The organism is Streptomyces sp. NPDC050564 (genome assembly GCF_044457265.1).
In the GTDB taxonomy this organism is placed as follows: Bacteria; Actinomycetota; Actinomycetes; order Streptomycetales; family Streptomycetaceae; genus Streptomyces.
On record NZ_JBITGS010000003.1, the window covers coordinates 183,247 to 200,045 of the forward strand.

At 71.0% G+C, this 16,799-nt stretch carries 13 protein-coding genes and 1 tRNA gene; 5 read left to right on the forward strand and 9 right to left on the reverse strand.

The genetic code is table 11. The features are described 5' to 3' along the window. Positions 1-87: 87 nt before the first annotated feature. From ACIBK0_RS06680 to pgsA, 3 genes are read right to left on the reverse strand one after another with little or no spacing between them, the layout of a single operon-like run. Complete coding sequence (locus tag ACIBK0_RS06680; protein WP_399076359.1) at positions 88-1,248, reverse strand: glycosyltransferase family 4 protein; 1,161 nt, start codon at positions 1,246-1,248, stop codon at positions 88-90. After that, positions 1,245-2,231 (reverse strand): phosphatidylinositol mannoside acyltransferase, encoded by a 987-nt coding sequence (locus tag ACIBK0_RS06685; RefSeq protein WP_399076361.1) that lies wholly within the window; start codon positions 2,229-2,231, stop codon positions 1,245-1,247. The genes ACIBK0_RS06680 and ACIBK0_RS06685 overlap by 4 nt, the downstream gene beginning before the upstream one ends. After that, positions 2,228-2,950, reverse strand: coding sequence for a phosphatidylinositol phosphate synthase (pgsA, locus tag ACIBK0_RS06690; protein ID WP_399076363.1), 723 nt, complete (start codon positions 2,948-2,950; stop codon positions 2,228-2,230). Before pgsA ends, ACIBK0_RS06685 begins: the two co-directional genes overlap by 4 nt. 216 nt (positions 2,951-3,166) lie before the next feature. Here pgsA and ACIBK0_RS06695 point away from each other — a divergent pair, with 216 nt between their 5' ends. Both ACIBK0_RS06695 and ACIBK0_RS06700 read left to right on the forward strand, forming a co-directional pair. Next, entirely contained in the window at positions 3,167-5,362 is a 2,196-nt protein-coding gene (locus ACIBK0_RS06695) for an elongation factor G-like protein EF-G2 (protein ID WP_399076365.1), read from the forward strand. Positions 5,363-5,532: 170 nt separating this feature from the next. Next, positions 5,533-7,188 carry a hypothetical protein gene (locus ACIBK0_RS06700; protein ID WP_399076367.1) on the forward strand — a complete coding sequence of 552 codons (1,656 nt, stop codon included), beginning with the start codon at positions 5,533-5,535 and terminating at the stop codon, positions 7,186-7,188. A gap of 130 nt (positions 7,189-7,318) precedes the next feature. Here ACIBK0_RS06700 and ACIBK0_RS06705 read toward each other — a convergent pair whose 3' ends face one another. After that, positions 7,319-7,888 (reverse strand): HIT family protein, encoded by a 570-nt coding sequence (locus tag ACIBK0_RS06705; protein ID WP_399076369.1) that lies wholly within the window; start codon positions 7,886-7,888, stop codon positions 7,319-7,321. A 67-nt stretch (positions 7,889-7,955) separates the two neighbouring features. Here ACIBK0_RS06705 and ACIBK0_RS06710 point away from each other — a divergent pair, with 67 nt between their 5' ends. Beyond that, positions 7,956-8,612: a potassium channel family protein gene (locus ACIBK0_RS06710; RefSeq protein WP_399076371.1), complete on the forward strand. Its 657-nt coding sequence runs from the start codon at positions 7,956-7,958 to the stop codon at positions 8,610-8,612. Between the two features lie 80 nt (positions 8,613-8,692). Here the strand turns inward: ACIBK0_RS06710 and thrS are convergent, their stop codons facing one another. From thrS to ACIBK0_RS06725, 3 genes are all read right to left on the reverse strand, one after another. Beyond that, complete coding sequence (thrS, locus tag ACIBK0_RS06715; protein WP_399076373.1) at positions 8,693-10,672, reverse strand: threonine--tRNA ligase; 1,980 nt, start codon at positions 10,670-10,672, stop codon at positions 8,693-8,695. 105 nt (positions 10,673-10,777) lie between these two features. After that, on the reverse strand, positions 10,778-11,995 hold the full coding sequence (locus tag ACIBK0_RS06720; protein WP_399076374.1) for a hypothetical protein: 1,218 nt from the start codon (positions 11,993-11,995) through the stop codon (positions 10,778-10,780). Further along, positions 11,992-12,558, reverse strand: a complete 567-nt coding sequence (locus ACIBK0_RS06725) for a DUF4365 domain-containing protein (protein WP_399076376.1) — start codon at positions 12,556-12,558, stop codon at positions 11,992-11,994. The genes ACIBK0_RS06720 and ACIBK0_RS06725 overlap by 4 nt, the downstream gene beginning before the upstream one ends. Positions 12,559-12,728: 170 nt before the next feature. Here ACIBK0_RS06725 and ACIBK0_RS06730 point away from each other — a divergent pair, with 170 nt between their 5' ends. Next, positions 12,729-13,457 (forward strand): 3'-5' exonuclease, encoded by a 729-nt coding sequence (locus tag ACIBK0_RS06730; protein ID WP_399076378.1) that lies wholly within the window; start codon positions 12,729-12,731, stop codon positions 13,455-13,457. Positions 13,458-13,525: 68 nt separating this feature from the next. Here the strand turns inward: ACIBK0_RS06730 and ACIBK0_RS06735 are convergent. After that, positions 13,526-13,597: transfer RNA gene (locus tag ACIBK0_RS06735), tRNA-Val, on the reverse strand. Between the two features lie 39 nt (positions 13,598-13,636). Next, complete coding sequence (locus tag ACIBK0_RS06740; RefSeq protein ID WP_399076380.1) at positions 13,637-14,086, reverse strand: SRPBCC family protein; 450 nt, start codon at positions 14,084-14,086, stop codon at positions 13,637-13,639. A 110-nt stretch (positions 14,087-14,196) separates the two neighbouring features. On the opposite strand from ACIBK0_RS06740, the gene ACIBK0_RS06745 reads away from it, so the two are divergent. Beyond that, a complete protein-coding gene (locus ACIBK0_RS06745) occupies positions 14,197-16,704 on the forward strand; it encodes an SCO7613 C-terminal domain-containing membrane protein (RefSeq protein ID WP_399076382.1) in 2,508 nt (835 codons plus the stop codon). Positions 16,705-16,799: the final 95 nt, after the last annotated feature.

Below are 16,799 nucleotides of genomic sequence, written 5' to 3' on the forward strand. Positions count from 1 at the left end.
GTACGGCGGCCCGTTGGAAAAGCGAACCGGCCTCCCCGCGCGCGGGGGCGCAACACGACGCTCCCCCGGCCGAGGTGTCCGGCACGTTCAGTCCCGCGCCAGCCCGAACCGGGCCCGGAACCCGGTCCGTTCGTCGGTGGCAACCGCAGCCGCCCCGTCCGTCACCGTCTCGTAGACGGACAGGATGTCCGCCCCGACCGTCGACCAGTCGAAGCGCCGTACGTGGGCGCTTCCCCGCTCGCGCAGTTCGGCCCGGCGCTCCGGGTCGCCGAGGAGCCGCAGCGCGGAGGCGGCCAGCGCGTCGGCGTCCTCGTTGGCGAACAGCTCGCCCGCCGCGCCCTGGTCGAGGACCTGGGCGAACGCGTCCAGGTCGGAGGCGAGCACCGGCGCCCCCGCCGACATCGCCTCCACCAGGATTATCCCGAAACTCTCGCCACCGGTGTTGGGCGCGACGTACACGTCGACGCTGCGCAGGAAGCGGGCCTTGTCCTCGTCGCTGATCATGCCGAGGAACTCCACGCGCGAGCGCATTTCGACGGGCAGCGACTCCACCGCCTCCTCCTCGTCGCCGCGTCCGGCGACCAGGAGCCTGGTCTGCGGGCGCTCGGCGAGGATCTTCGGCAGGGCCTTCATGAGCACCGGCAGGCCCTTGCGGGGCTCGTCGATGCGGCCGATGAAGCCGAGGGTGTCGCCCTGCCACTCGGCCTTGGGCTTGGCGCGGGCGAAGAAGTCGACGTCGACACCGTTCGGGATGACGACCGCGTCGCCGCCCAGGTGCTCGACGAGAGTGCGGCGCGCGTACTCGCTCACCGCGATCCGCGCGCTGATCTTCTCCAGGGCCGCCTGCAGGATCGAGTACGCGGCGACCATCGCCCGGGAGCGCGGGTTGGAGGTGTGGAAGGTGGCGACGATGGGGCCCTGCGCGGCCCAGCAGGCCAGAAGGCCGAGCGACGGCGAGGCCGGTTCGTGGATGTGGATCACGTCGAAGGTGCCGTCGTGCAGCCAGCGCCGCACCCGGGCCGCCGACAGGAAGCCGAAATTCAGGCGTGCCACCGAGCCGTTGTAGGGCACCGGGACCGCACGGCCCGCCGAGACGACGTACGGGGGCAGGGGTGTCTCGTCGTCCGCGGGGGCGAGGACGGACACCTCATGGCCGAGGCGGATGAGGTGCTCGGCCAGGTCACGGATGTGGAACTGGACGCCGCCCGGCACGTCCCAGGAGTACGGGCAGACGATGCCGATCCTCACAGGGTCCCTTTCTCAGGGTCCTTCTCGGAGTTATCGGAGACCTTTCCGGTGTTCTCAGGGTCCTTCCTGCTCTTGTCAGGATCCTTCCCCGGGTCGAGGTCCTTGAGCCACAAGCGCTGCAGCATGTGCCAGTCCTCCGGATGGTCGGCGATCCCCGTGGCGAAGGCGTCGGCCATCGCCTGTGTCATGACAGACGTCTTTTCCGCCCGGGTACCTGTCTCGGGCATCTCGACGGGGGGATGCACGCGGCCCTTCATCACGGGCGAGTCGTCGTACCAGAGCGTCACCGGAAGGAGCAGGGCGCCGGTCTGCTGGGCCAGCAGGGCCGGTCCCGCGGGCATCCGGGTCGCCTCGCCGAAGAACTTCACCTCGACGCCGGACGAGGACAGGTCACGCTCGGCGACCAGGCAGATCAGCCCGCCGTCGCGCAGCCGCCGGGCCAGCGTGCCGAACGCGGTGCCGCCGCTGTGCGGCAGGACCTCCATGCCGAGGCCCTCGCGATAGGCGACGAATCGGTCGTACAGCGACTCGGGCTTGAGGCGCTCGGCGACGGTCGTGAACGGCGTGCGGAGCTTGGTGGTGACCCAGGCGCCCGCGAGATCCCAGTTGCCCATGTGCGGGAGGGCGAGGATCACGCCCTTGTCGGAGGCGAGCGCGTCGGTGAGGTGGTGCACGTCCTTCGGGTCGAAGCCCGTCTTCACGCGCTCCTCGCTCCATGCGGGCAGCCGGAAGGACTCCATCCAGTAGCGCAGGTACGAGCGCATGCCCGCCTTGGAGAGCTCGGCGAGGCGCTCGGGCGTCGCGTCGGGCACCACGCGCGCGTAGTTGCTCTCCAGGCGCTGCACGCCCTTGCCGCGCTTCTTCCAGGCGAGGTCGGCGATAGTCCGGCCGAGCCGCACGGCGACCGGCTCGGGGAGCTTCTTCACGGTGCTCCAGCCGAGCGCGTACGCCCCGTCCACCAGCCGGTCCTGGAGGCTCGTCACGGCGTGGCTCCGCTGTTCTGGGCCGCGGCCTCGGCGTCGGCCTCCGCGGACTCGCGGCGTACCGTCACCACGCGCTGGATCAGCGTCACGAGGCTGCCGACCGCGACGATCCACAAGGCGATGGGCAGCAGCACCTGGATGCCGGGCACGCCGAACTTGTGCAGGCCCGCGAGGCCGGCCGCAACCAGCGAGATCACCAGCCGCTCGGCACGCTCCACCAGTCCGTTGACCGCGACCGGCAGCCCGATCGACTCGCCGCGGGCCTTGGTGTACGAGACCACCTGGCCGCTGGCCAGGCAGAAGATCGAGACGGCACACAGGACGTTGTCGTCGCCGTTGCCCGCGTACCAGAGCGCGAAGCCACCGAAGATCGCGCCGTCGGCGACCCGGTCGAGCGTCGAGTCGAGGAAGGCGCCCCAACGGCTGGAGCGACCGAGCTGGCGCGCCATGTTGCCGTCGACGAGGTCCGAGAACACGAAGAGCGTGATGACGATCGTGCCCCAGAAGAACTCTCCCCGGGGGTAGAAGACCAGCGCGCCCGCCATGACTCCGGCCGTGCCCAGGAGGGTGACCGTGTCGGGGCTTACCCCCCGGCGGATGAGAAACGCGGCGAACGGTGTGAGGACACGCGTGAAGAATGCACGCGCGTACTTGTTCAGCATGGCCTTCCCGAGGGTCGGTGTCGCCGCGCGGCCCCTGCTGGCCACCGGCTGGCCCATCGTAGCCAGGCGCGCGCGTGTGCGACGGTCGGGCACCCGCACCCCGTGTCATGACCCGATGCCGTCGGTGTCACGGCGCGATCGAGTCCGCCGTATGGACGCACCGTGACGTGAGTGCAAAGCTCGAAGACACCGCGGGCGTCATCGGAGCCGCACCGCACGCGGATCCGTATGCCCGCGCCCACAGAGACCTCACCGTGCACGGGAGGCAAGGCCATGGGCGACAAGGCGAACGCACACCCCGGAGCCGCCGGCAGGGCTACAGCGGCCGACCACCCCGCGTCCGTACGGAATGTGGTGCTGGTCGGCCACAGCGGATCGGGCAAGACGACATTGGTGGAAGCTCTCGCGCTCACCGCGGGAGCAGTGAACCGGGCGGGCCGTGTGGAGGACGGCGGCACCGTCTCCGACTATGACGAGATCGAGCATCGGCAGCAGCGCTCGGTGCAGCTCTCCCTGGTACCCGTCGACTGGGACGGATACAAGATCAACATTCTGGACACCCCCGGATACGCCGACTTCGTCGGGGAACTGCGGGCCGGTCTGCGAGCGGCGGACGCGGCCCTTTTCGTCGTTTCGGCCTCGGACGGCGTGGACGGCTCGACCCGGATGGTGTGGGAGGAGTGCGCGGCCGTCGGCATGCCGCGGGCCATCGTGATCACCCATCTCGAAGCCGCCAGAGCGGACTTCGAAGAGATGACACGGATCTGCGCGGAGGCCTTCGGCGCGGACGACCCCGACGCCGTGCTGCCCCTGTATCTGCCGCTGCGCGGCGAGGAGGGCCCCGACGGGCACGCTCCCGTGACGGGTCTGATCGGGCTGCTGTCCCAGCGGCTGTTCGACTACTCCTCCGGGGAGCGCAAGGAGGCGGAGCCGGGACCCGAGCAGTTGCCACTCATCGAGGAGGCACGTAACCGGCTCATCGAGGGGATCATCGCCGAGAGCGAGGACGAGACCCTCATGGACCGCTATCTCGGCGGCGAGGAGATCGATCTCAAGACGCTCGTGCAGGACCTGGAGCGGGCCGTGGCGCGGGGAACCTTCTTCCCGGTGCTGGCCGCCGCTCCGGCCTCCGACGGCGCCCGCCAGGGCCTCGGCACGGTCGAACTCCTCGAACTCGTCACGGGCGGCTTCCCGACCCCGCTGGAGCGCGAGGCCCCCACGGTGACCACGCCGGCCGGCGAGGCGCGCGAGGTGAAGGCCTGCGACCCGAACGGGCCGCTGGTCGCGGAGGTCGTGAAGACGGCGTCCGATCCGTACGTGGGCCGGGTCTCGCTGGTCCGCGTCTTCTCGGGCACCCTGCGCCCCGACGAGACGGTGCACGTGTCCGGGCACGGGCTGACCGACCGGGGTCACGAGGACCACGACGTGGACGAGCGCGTGGGCGCCCTGTCCAGGCCGTTCGGCAAACAGCAGCGCGCCCTCACGCACTGCATCGCGGGCGATCTGGCGTGCGTGGCGAAGCTGAACCGGGCCGAGACCGGGGACACCCTCTCGGCGAAGGACACTCCCCTGCTCATGGAGCCGTGGCAGATGCCCGACCCGCTGCTTCCGCTCGCCATCCAGGCGCACAGCAAGGCCGACGAGGACAAGCTCTCGCAGGGCCTGGGGCGGCTGGTCGCCGAGGACCCCACCATGCGCCTGGAGCAGAACCAGAACACCCACCAGGTCGTCCTGTGGTGCCTGGGCGAGGCCCACGCCGACGTCGCCCTGGAGCGGCTGCGCAATCGCTACGGCGTCCAGGTCGACGTCGTCCCGTACAAGGTCTCCCTACGGGAGACGTTCGCGGGCAGGTCCGCCGGGCGCGGGCGCCATGTGAAGCAGTCCGGCGGGCACGGCCAGTACGCGATCTGCGAGATCGAGGTCGAACCGCTGCCGAACGGCTCGGGCATCGAGTTCGTGGACAAGGTCGTCGGCGGCGCCGTGCCCCGGCAGTTCATCCCGTCCGTCGAGAAAGGCGTCCGCACCCAGGCCGCCAAGGGCGTGGCCGCGGGCTATCCCCTCATCGACGTACGGATCACGCTGCTCGACGGCAAGGCGCACTCCGTGGACTCCTCCGACGCCGCGTTCCAGACGGCCGGCGCGCTCGCCCTGCGCGAGGCGGCCGCCGAGGCCAAAATCCATCTCCTGGAGCCGGTGGCCGAGGTGACCGTCCTGGTCGGCGACGACTATGTGGGCGCCGTGATGAGCGACCTGTCGGGGCGGCGCGGCCGAGTCGTCGGCACCGAGCAGACGGGCGGCGGACGCACCCTAGTACGGGCCGAGGTCCCGGAGATCGAGATCGGGCGGTACGCCGTCGATCTGCGCTCCCTCTCGCACGGCACCGCGCGCTTCAACCGCAGTTACGCGCGGCACGAACCGATGCCGCCTCAGATCGCCGAAAGGATCCGCGAACAGGCCCAGGACGCCTGAGCGTTCGGCGCCTCATCGGTCGGCGGACGGCTTCGGCCGTCCGCCGACGAATGTCGGTCGCGGCCGATACTCTGAGAACCTGATCAAGACGATGACCTGATCAACAGGTGTGCGGGGCACGGAAGTCGGGAAAGGCCGCAGGAGCGGGTGTGGCGGCGAGGGGGGCGGAAGTGGCATTCGACGGTTTCGATTTCACTCCCGGGGCGCAGGTGCCGCTCTCGGGCTCCGCGGGGCAGACGGCGGCGACCTTCGCCCTGGCCTCGGCGGCGTACCGTGACAACGGCGTCGAGGAGATCCTCAAGGCCGACAACGACTGGCACAAGTCCACCGTGAAGCCCGGCAAGATCAAGCTGTTCGCGCCGAACCTGGGCGAGGCCTTCGCGCGAGCCGTGCAGGACCGCATGCTGGGCGCGGGCCGCAAACCGCTCATCCAGTCCTTCGGCACCGAGCCGCAGGTCATCGTGGAGCACTGCCTTGCGGCGAACCGCATCCGCAGGGAGCGCGACAACTGGCTGTCGGCCGTGATGGTGCTGTGCGGGCTGCTCTTCCTGCCCGGGCTCCTGGTCTGGCTGCTCGTCTTCCAGATCCGCACGCAGATCGCCAAGCGCGAGGACAAGCGCGCCTCGGCCCTCGCGACCACGCTCCTCGTCGCCGTCGGCGCCCTCGCCGTGCTCTTCCTCATCCGCATGCCGTTCACGGGCTTCTGGGCCTGGTACGCACGCGCGGCGATCGTGCTCCCCGTCGTCGGCTGGCTCTGGGCCAAGCAGATCTGCGAGCGTACGGCCAAGGACCTGCGCGACCGCTGGGACAGCCTGCTGTCCGGCGGCGGCATCGGCGCCAAGATCCCCGAGGCCGTGCCCGGCAGTCCCGGTGAGACGGCGGCCGAGCGGCTGCGCCAGTCCCTCGCCCGGCTCACCGCCGAGCAGCAGTCCAACTCGGTCTTCTACGCGGGCCCCAAGGGCATACTCGGCATGGGCACCCGCTGGGGTGCCTGGCAGCTCGCCGAGGACCTGGTGCCGCGCGACGCGGACAAGGAGATCCATCCGTTCCGCAGCTGGGACGTGATCCGGTCCATCCACGACCAGCTGCGCATGCTGGAGCGCGGCCCCCTCAACACCGGTGGTTTTCCCGCCCCTTCGATAAAGCACTGGGTCGTCACACCGATCGGTGAGAACGCGAAGGCGGTGTCCCGGCCGGCCGGTACGGACGTGGACGCGTACACGATCAAGACCCACGCCATACAGGACATCTGCAACAAGCAGCAGTTCGGCAGCGGGGACCGGCACTACCTCGGGGTCCAATGGACGCTCTGGGACGGCCAGTTGATCATCACCATGCTGATCACCGTGACCGTGCTGCACGAGACACTGCGCATCGAGGTCACGGGGCACGCGCTGGGTCCGGTGAACCCGCTCTTCACGACGAAGCCGGAGGCGCCGACCAAGGAGGTCGCGAAGGCCGTCAAGTTCTGGGAGACCCGCAAGGTGCATCTGCCGCTGGTCACCACGGACGAGGTCGTGCGGCTCACGGCGCGGGCGCCCTTCACCTGGTATCCGCCGTTCCTCAATTGGCTCGGCGGGACCCTGACGCTGCCTGAGCCCTTCGGGCTGCGGCACGCGTGGGCCGATCAGCCGTGGCGGCACCGCTTCATGGCGGACGACGCGCTGCGGGCCGCGACGCCGGTCCTGCGTGTGGTGCACGCGGCGGCGATCAGGGTCTTGGAGGAGAACGGCGTCGACACCGAGAAGTTCGGCAACCGCTCCGCGTTCCTCAGCACGGCGGTCCAGGACCCGATGCCTCGGAAGGCCGATCTCTACGACGCGTAGGGCCTCCGGCCGACGAGCGGGGACGCGACCGTGCGTCGTGATGTGCGGATCGTGGTGGGCTGGTCACGCCCAAGCGGCGGAGCCGCGTGATGTGACGCCCCGCGCCCCTCATGGGCGCGGGGAGACTCCGCTAACGCGGCTCAGGCCTCGGCCAGGCCTCGGCCAGCATCTTGCGGGTGTCCGCCAGGAGCTGGGGCAGGACCTTGGTGTGGCCCACGACCGGCATGAAGTTCGTGTCGCCGCCCCAGCGGGGGACGATGTGCTGGTGGAGATGGGCTGCGATGCCGGCGCCCGCGACCGTGCCCTGGTTCATGCCGATGTTGAAGCCGTGCGCGCCCGAGGCGGTGCGCAGCGCGGTCATGGCCTGCTTGGTCAGCTCGCCCAGTTCGGCGGTCTCCGGGTCCGTCAGGTCCGTGTAGTCGGCGACGTGGCGGTAGGGCACGACCATGAGGTGGCCGCCGTTGTACGGGTAGAGGTTGAGCACGGCGTACACCTGCTCGCCGCGCTTGACGATCAGCCCGTCCTCGTCGGACTTGGCCGGGATCGAGCAGAAGGGACAGCCGTCGTCGGCCCCCGGGCCGGTGGGCTTGTTCTCGCCCTGGATGTAAGCCATCCGATGGGGCGTCCACAAGCGCTGGAACGCGTCCTGCGTTCCCACTCCGATCTGCTGCTCCGGCTCACTCGTCATGTTGTGCAGCATATGACTTCGCCCGTTCGCGGCGTGTCGGCGGGTGCCGCGGAACAGGGCCCCCGGCCAAGCTGGGTCGATGGACGACGACAGCCCGCAGGCCCGCTGGGAGCGACGTACCGAGGTCGCGCTCGCCCTGGCCTCGCTGGTCTTTCTCGCCTCGTACGCGGCTCTTGTCCTGGGTCGCGGACTGCCCGCCGCCGCGCTGGACGCCTGCCTGGCGGCGATGGTGGCCGCCTGGGCATTGTTCGGCGTCGATTACGCGGTGCGCTGGCGGTTGAGCGGGCAGCGCCTCCGCTTCGTACGGACGCACTGGCTTGACACCCTGGTGCTCGTCCTGCCCCTGCTGCGCCCACTGCGCGTCGTGAAGGTCTACGAGGCCGTACAGTGCCGCCGTGGGCAGCCCCGGCTCGCGCTGTACGCGCGCGTGGTGTTCTACGCGGGTCTGTCGGTCGCCTTGATCGGTTTCGCGGGCGCCCTCGCCGTCTACCAGGTGGAGCACACGGCGCCGCACGCGACGATCCTGACCTTCGGGGACTCGGTGTGGTGGGCCTGCTCCACGCTCGCGACGGTGGGCTATGGGGATGTGACACCAGTGACGCCGCTGGGGCGCGTGATCGCAGTGGGGCTGATGGGGTGCGGCCTGGCACTGCTCGGTGCGGTGACGGGGTCGTTCTCCTCGTGGCTGCTGCAGGTGTTCACCCGTGAGGGCGACGAAAGGCCCCCGGGGAGCTGAGCTCTCCGGGGGCCTCACCTCACGTACGTGTCAGAAGAGCGCTGTATGCCTCACCTACGTACGCCTCGCAGCCGTGGGCGTCAGACCTGCGCGCGCTCCTGGACGACCTGCACGATCTTGGCGATCGCCTCGTCGACCGGGATGCCGTTCTCCTGCGAGCCGTCGCGGTAGCGGAAGGAGACGGCTCCGGCCGTCATGTCCTCGTCGCCCGCGATGACCATGAAGGGCACCTTCTGCTTCTGCGCGTTGCGGATCTTCTTCTGCATGCGGTCCGAGGACCCGTCGACCTCGACGCGCAGACCGGCCGCCTTCGCCTTCTTCGCGAACTCCTCGAGGTACGGCACGTGCGCGTCGCCGATCGGGATGCCGATCGCCTGCACGGGCGCCAACCACGCCGGGAACGCCCCCGCGTAGTGCTCCAGGAGCACCGCGAAGAAGCGCTCGATCGAACCGAACAGCGCGCGGTGGATCATCACCGGCTGCTGCTTGGAGCCGTCCGCGGACGTGTACTCCAGGTTGAACCGCTTGGGCTGCTGGAAGTCGACCTGGATGGTGGACATCTGCCAGGAGCGGCCGATGGCGTCCTTGGCCTGGACGGAGATCTTCGGGCCGTAGTACGCGGCGCCGCCCGGGTCGGGAACCAGCGGGAGGCCCTGCTTCTCGGCCGCCTGACGCAGCGCCTCGGTGGCCTCCTCCCACTCGGCCTCCTCGCCGATGAATTTCGGGGAGTCGTCGCGGGTCGACAGCTCCAGCTCGAAGTCGTTCAGGCCGTAGTCGCGCAGCAGATCCAGGACGAAGGTGAGCAGCGAGTCCAGCTCGCCGGCCATCTGGTCCTTGGTGCAGTAGATGTGCGAGTCGTCCTGCGTGAAGCCGCGGGCGCGGGTCAGGCCGTGCACGACGCCCGACTTCTCGTAGCGGTAGACCGTGCCGAACTCGAAGAGCCGCAGCGGCAGTTCGCGGTAGGAGCGGCCGCGCGCCTTGAAGATCAGGTTGTGCATGGGGCAGTTCATCGCCTTGAGGCGGTAGTTCTGCCCGTCGAACTCCAGCGGCGGGAACATCGCGTCCGCGTAGTTCGGCAGGTGCCCCGAGGTCACGAAGAGGTTTTCCTTCGAGATGTGCGGGGTGTTGACGAACTCGTATTCCGCGTCCTCGTGGCGCCGGCGCGAGTAGGTCTCCATCTCCCGGCGGACGATGCCGCCCTTGGGGTGGAAGACCGCGAGGCCGGAGCCCAGCTCCTCCGGGATGGAGAAGAGGTCCAGCTCGGCGCCGAGCTTGCGGTGGTCGCGCTTCTCGGCCTCGACGAGGAAGTCCAGGTACGCCTTCAGCTCGTCCTTGGTCGGCCAGGCGGTGCCGTAGATGCGCTGGAGCTGCGGGTTCTTCTCGCTGCCGCGCCAGTACGCGGCGGCCGAGCGCATCAGCTTGAACGCCGGGATGTTCCGGGTGGTGGGCAGGTGGGGACCGCGGCAGAGGTCCTTCCAGCACAGCTCGCCGGTCTTGGCGTCGAGGTTGTCGTAGATCGTCAGCTCGCCGGCGCCGACCTCGGCGTCGGCACCCTCGGCGGCCTGCGCGGCGTTGCCCTTGAGGCCGATGAGCTCCAGCTTGTAGGGCTCGTCGGCCAGCTCCTCGCGGGCGGCGTCGTCGGAGGTGACCCGGCGGGAGAACTTCTGTCCGCGCTTCTGGATCTCCTGCATCTTCTTCTCGACGCGCTTGATGTCCTCGGGCGTGAACGGCTCGGCGACATCGAAGTCGTAGTAGAAGCCGTCCTTGACCGGCGGGCCGATGCCCAGCTTGGCCTCGGGGAAGAGCTCCTGCACGGCCTGGGCCATCACGTGCGCGGTGGAGTGGCGCAGGATATTGAGGCCGTCCTCGGAGGAGATCTCCACACCCTCGACGGTCTCGCCGTCCTTCAGCTCGTACGCGAGGTCCTTGAGCTCGCCGCCGACACGGGCCGCGACGATGGTGCGCTCGCCGTCGAAGAGATCGGCGGCCGTAGTGCCCGTCGTCACCACGCGCTCTTCCCGCTCGGAATCGCGTTGGATGATCACACGGACGTCTGACACCGGACTCTCCTGCCTGAAGGTGGGCGCGCCGCCACTCGCGTACGCAGACAGGAATCGTACCGAGCCCAGGGTCCCGTTCGCGAAACGGATAACCACGGCCCCGTCTCAGTCCCCGCTGCACGCCTCCTCGAAGAAGTCCAGGTTCTCCTGGAGCGACTTCATCAACCGGTCCCGCTCGGCCTCGTCCACCTGCACGGGTACGACTCCGGAGGCGTCCGTGAGCCTGCGGAAGCCGCCGCGGCTCTCCAGCCTTCCGTGCACCCGCACCGGCAGTCCTACGAGATGGGCATGGCCCGCTATCCGGTACGCCTCCTCGTCGAGCGTCATGCGTACGTGCGGGACCTCGGCGCCCGCGATGACCCGCAGCCGTACAGTGCCCTCGCCGCGCGGCCCCGACCTGCGCATCCGCACAACGGCGCCGGTCAGGCGCACCGGCACGGACGGCTCCTCGCGCAGAAAGCGGGCTCCGGCCTCGCGCAGCACGGGCAGGTCGCCGGGTGAGAACTCGACCGGCTCGGCGGGACTCGCGCCGCCCTCGGGGACACCGGCGGCGGGCGCCCACTCAACGGCGATCCGGGCCCCCTCGGTGCCGCGGACGAGGGCCACCAGGGCCTCCATGAGCTCGTGGCTGACGCCCGCCTCGACCGCCGCGTCGAAGGCGTCCATGCCACCGGTGGCCCGCTGATAGTCGATGGCCTCGCGGGCGGCATAGAGGGCCTGGTGCAGGCGGATGGCGACCGGCCGCCCCGTGTCGACGGGCACGAAGGCGGTGAGCCTGCGCCCGCCAGGTTCGGCGCCGACCAGGACGTTCTCCAGGGAGGCGGCGGCGGACCTGCGGTGCCGGGCGCCGTAGTAGCCCGCACGCGCGCGCGTGGCGAGCGCGCCCGCGAGCAGCATCTGGCGGGCGGCCGCGCGCAGCTGCTCCTCGACGGTCCAGGGCGCGGCGCCCACGGGTCCGGTGGGGACGTCGCGCCACCAGCGGATCTCGTCGCTGGGCACGGCAAGCGCGACGAGTACGTCACGCGCGGACGGTGAGCCGCTGCGGGAGAGCGCGACGAGCGCCTCCCCGAGCAGGTCGTCGCTGTCGGGGAATGCCCGGTTCTCCGGCACCAGCAGGCTGGTGCCGCCGCCTCCGGGCCCGGGTGGGGTCCACCGGCCGTACCGTCCCGGCGCGCCTCCTCGCCGCTGCCAGCCGTGCCGCTGCAGCAGGGCGCTGAGCACGGCGGGGTCGACCTGACCGGGCGCGGGCGGCTCGTGCCACAGGGCCTCGGCCGGATGCGGCCTGACCGGTCGCAGGGCCTCGCCGATCGGGCGGTGGGTCATGGTCTGCCTCCCGTCCCGACCCGCGTCATGATCTCGCAGAGCGCCCGGTCGTCGAAGATCCGAGCCGTCGGAATGCGGACGGTGGTCCTGCGCCGGCCGGTGATGTCGTGTCCGGCGAGGTTGGTCCAGTAGCAGCAGTGCCGCAGATCGAGCCGGTCGTGGCTGGCGCGCAGCCAGTCGCCCTGGGACCTGGGCACGAGCATCACGACCAGGATCTTGTGCACCGAGACCGGGGTGCGGGCGAGCTTCGCCAGGTGCTCGTTGTCGAGCGTGAAGGAGAAGGCGGGCCCCGGCGGGTTCGGCGGGATCTGGTACGTGCACTTGAGCTGCACCTTGATGGTGACTTCGTCGTCGACCGTGTGCCCGGGGGCGCTGTGGCTGACGTGCCAGTCGATGCCGTTGTCCGGAAAAGGCTGGGACAGCGAGCAGCCCGCGGCTGCCGCGACGGCGTGCAGATAGCCGACCTGCAAGGTCTCCATGCAGGCGGTGGTGGCGAGTGTGCCGCGATGGGGTGCCGTCCGCTGGGGCAGCAGCCCGCCCCGTTCGGGCTGCGCGAGTGCCATGAGTCCAACAGCCTTCCCAACCAAGTGTTTCCCCGCGACGGGCCGCTGAACTGCAAAGACCCGTACCTCTGTTGTCTCCCTCCGGCGTACGGCGCAAACAGCCCGGGTATCACCAAACGGGCAGAAGACGGTACGTCAGCTGCCGTGGGTGAACGAGGAGTTGTGAACGTATGACGTGCTGGTACGAGGGCCCCTTGGCCGCGTTCGACACGGAGACCACGGGCGTGGACGTCGAGACCGACCGGATCGTGTCGGCCGCCGTCGTCGTCCAGGACGCCCCGGGTTCCCGTCCGCGGGTGACCCGATGGCTGGTGAACCCCGGAGTGCCGGTGCCCGCGGGGGCGACGGCGGTGCACGGGCTCACGGACGAACATCTGCAGCGCAACGGCCGCTGGCCGTCGCCGGTGATGGACGAGATAGCCCGGGAGCTGGGCGAACAGGCCGCGGCGGGCCGTCCGCTCGTGGTGATGAACGCGCCCTTCGATCTGACGTTGTTGGACCGGGAGTTGCGCCGCCATCGCGCCTCCTCCCTCGACCGCTGGTTCGAGGCTACGCCGCTGCGCGTGCTCGATCCCCGGGTCCTCGACAAACATCTGGACCGCTATCGCAAGGGCCGCCGCACCCTCACCGACCTGTGCGCGCACTACGACGTGGTCCTGGAGGGGGCGCACGACGCGGCTGCCGACGCGCTGGCCGCGATGGATGTCGTGCGCGCGGTGGGGCGCCGTTTCGCGGCCCGTCTGGAGCGGCTCACCCCGGCCGAGCTGCACACGCTGCAGGCGGTGTGGCATGCGGCACAGGCACGCGGACTGCAGGCGTGGTTCGCGCGCAGCGGCTCGGAGGAGGCGGTGGATCCGGCGTGGCCGCTGCGGCCGGACCTGCCCGCGGCAGCGGCCTGAAGGCGCCGAAAACCGGTCCGTGAGCACAGAAAAACCGGTCCGTCTGTGACGGACCGGTCTTCTCCGGGTGGGCGATACTGGGTTCGAACCAGTGACCTCTTCGGTGTGAACGAAGCGCTCTCCCACTGAGCTAATCGCCCGGGAACGCACTGAACCATACAGGTCCCGCCGGGTCTCGTTCAAACCGCTTCCAGGTAGGCCCTGAGGCCGCGCCGCCCCGCCCGCATCATCAGCGCGTGGTTGGCGCGGAAGACGGGCCGCCCCGGCACGGCGAACCGCCGCAGCAGCGGCTTGCTCACAACGACCTCCTGGTCGTACTGGGCGCGGGTGCTGCCCGGCCCGTCCGCGGTGAGCGTCCAGCGCGCCCAGCCGTCGATGTCGCCGGACATCGCGATCTCCAGCACGCCGCCCGCCGGGTCGCGCCGCACCTCCCGCCCGGTGAACGTCACGTCGTACGGAAGGACCGAGCGGATCCGGATGACGCCGCTGCGCTCGTCGACGGGGATCACCTCGCGCACCTGGGGCCACCAGCGGGGGTAGTCCTCGGCCTGTTGCAGCACGACGTACACGGCGGGGGGCGGCGCGGGCAGGTCCCACACGCTGCGGAAGCGGTAATGGCTCCAGTCCATGCACCGAGTGTGCCCGTCCGCGGTACCGAGTGTGCCCGTCCGCGGATCTGAGTAGATCCTGAGTACGCGCACTCATGCCGTCGAACGTGACCGGGACCACACTCCGGAGCATGACCCACATCCCGCCCCCGGCCGAGGAGTTGCGACTCCTCGACGCCGAGCTGCGGCAACTCGACGCCCGTCGGACCGTGTTGCTGGCGCGCCGCGCGTGGCTGGTCGCGGCCCTCCAGGCGGTGGCCGCGCCGCCCGCTCCCCCGCACCGGCCCCAGGCCGTCCCCGCGCGTCGGCCCGAGACCAGCGCACCCGGTGTCCAGAACCTGCTCCTGCTGCTCGGCGGCATCCTGCTGACCGTGGCCGCCGTCGCGTTCACCGTGGTCAGCTGGGGACACCTGGGGATCGTCGGGCGGGCACTGGTTCTCGGCGCGGTGACGCTGGCCGCGCTCGGTGCGCCCGTACTCCTCCTCGGCCGCGGGCTGCGTTCGACGGCCGAGTCGGTGGCGGGACTCGGCCTCGCGCTGACGGTCCTCGACGTCTACGCGCTGCACGAGGTCGCGCTGCCGGACACCGACGGACCGGGGTACGCGGCGATCGCGTCGGCGGTGCTGGCCGTGGTGTGGACGGCGTACGGTCTCGCCGTGGGCGCGCTGAACCGGACGGCCGCACAGCGGACGGACAGCACCCGTGCGGGAGAGCGGACGGACACCGCCGGCGCGGGAGAACGGGCGAACATCCCCGGCACCGCAGAGCCCGAGGCCACCACCGGCATGCGGCTCCCCTGGCTCCCCCTCCGACTGCCTCTGCCCACCGCCGTGGCCGCGGCCCAGCTCCCGCTGCTCCTCTGGGCGGCGGCGGCCGACGCGGGCGTCCGCACCGTCACGGCCGCGCTGCTGGTGACGGCCGCGTTCGACACGCTGGTCGCTCTGCGGATCCCCGTGAAGTCCGTCCGTGTGGTCGCCGCCGTCGGCGCGTACGGTCTGGGCGGCTGGGGCACCTTTGCCGCCGGTTGGCTGTCCTGGACGGCCTCCGGCCCGAGCGCCGCCGCCCGTGCGGCGGCGCTCCTCCTTCTTGCCGCGGCGATCGCCCTGGCGGCGGCGTGGCACGCCCCGAAGCCGAACGCCGCGACCGGCCTCGCCCTGGCGGGCGGTCTCATCTCCGTCGCCGCACTCGGCGGCGTCCTGCGCTCGGCGCTGCCCGACGACTGGACGGTCCCGGGCCATCTGGCGTTCGGTATCGCTCTGTTGGCCGCCGTACACACCCGCTGGCCCGATCCGGTGCGGCGCGGCCTCGCCTGGGCCTCCGGCTCCGTGCATGCCGTGGCGGTGGTGTGGGCGCTGCCGCCGGCCGCCCTCGCTCTGCTGGGTCCGGTCGGCTGGTCGGAGAGGATCTGGTCGGGCGCACCGAAGACCGCCCGGGACGCGGTGGCCATGGACGTGCCCTGGCCCGCCGCCGCGGCCACGGCACCCATCGTCCTGGCGCTCGTCGCCGCAGTCCTTGTGGTGGCGGTCCGCGGCACCTCCTGGCGTCCACAGGCCATGATCTGCGCACTGACGCTGGCCTGGGCGACGGTGCTCGTGCTCCCGGCGGCTCTCGAACTCCCCTATGTGGCGGGGCTGTTGGTGCAGGGCCTCACGACGGTGGCCGCTCTGGCGTACGCCGCCCGCCCGGGCCGGCCCCAGGCACCCCCGCTCCTGCTGGCCCTGCTCACCTCCCTCGGCCTCGCGTTCCTGTCGCTGGCCTCCGAGGGTCCGACCCTCACCGTCCTCGCCGCACTGGCCGTCCTGTTCGCGGCCTCGGCGTGGCGCCCCGGCCTCGGCTCCGTCGCGGCGCCGGCCTCCCTCGCGTACACCACCGCCCTGGCCTGTGCCGTGGGAGGCTCCCTCGGCTGGCAGCCACAGCACACCGCGCTGCTCGTCCTCGTGGTGCCGGTCGGCGCGGCCCTGCTCGCGGCGCGCCTGAGTGACTCGTCCGTGGCCGTGCCGGTGGAGGTGACGGGAGCCGTCGCGGGTCTGCTCGCCATCGCGCTCACGGTCACCGATCCCCCGATGCTGGCCCTGGTGCTGGCGCTCTGCGGGGTGATTGCCGGTGGCACCGCCGTACGGGAGGACCGACGCCCCGTCGGATACGCGGCCGCCGCCCTCTTCGTGCTGGCCACCTGGGTCCGCCTGGCGGCCTGGGACGTCGGCTCCCCGGAGGCGTACACACTCCCGGTGAGCGTCCCGGCGCTGCTGGTAGGGGCGTTGAGGCGCCGCAAGGACTCCCAGGTCTCGTCGTGGACGGCGTACGGACCGGGGCTGTCGGCCACGCTCGTGCCGAGCCTGTTCGCGGCGTGGGGCGACGCCCACTGGTCGCGCCCGCTGCTGCTCGGCGTGGCGGCGCTGCTCGTCACCCTCGTGGGCGCCCGGAACCGCCTCCAGGCGCCGCTCGTACTGGGCGGCACGGTGCTCACGTTGGACGCGCTGCACGAACTCGCCCCGTACATCGTGCAGGTGGTCGACGCGCTCCCCCGTTGGGTGCCTCCCGCACTCGCCGGTCTGCTGCTGCTCGCACTGGGTGCGACGTACGAGCAGCGGATCCGCGACGCGCGGCGAGTGCGGGAGGTGCTGGGGAGGATGGACTAGTGCCCCGGCAGGCAACGTTCGCCCCGTCGCGACGCCCGACACGCCCTCTCGCCGCACCGGCCGAAAGCCCAAGTACATCCAGTACGAGGGCTTCC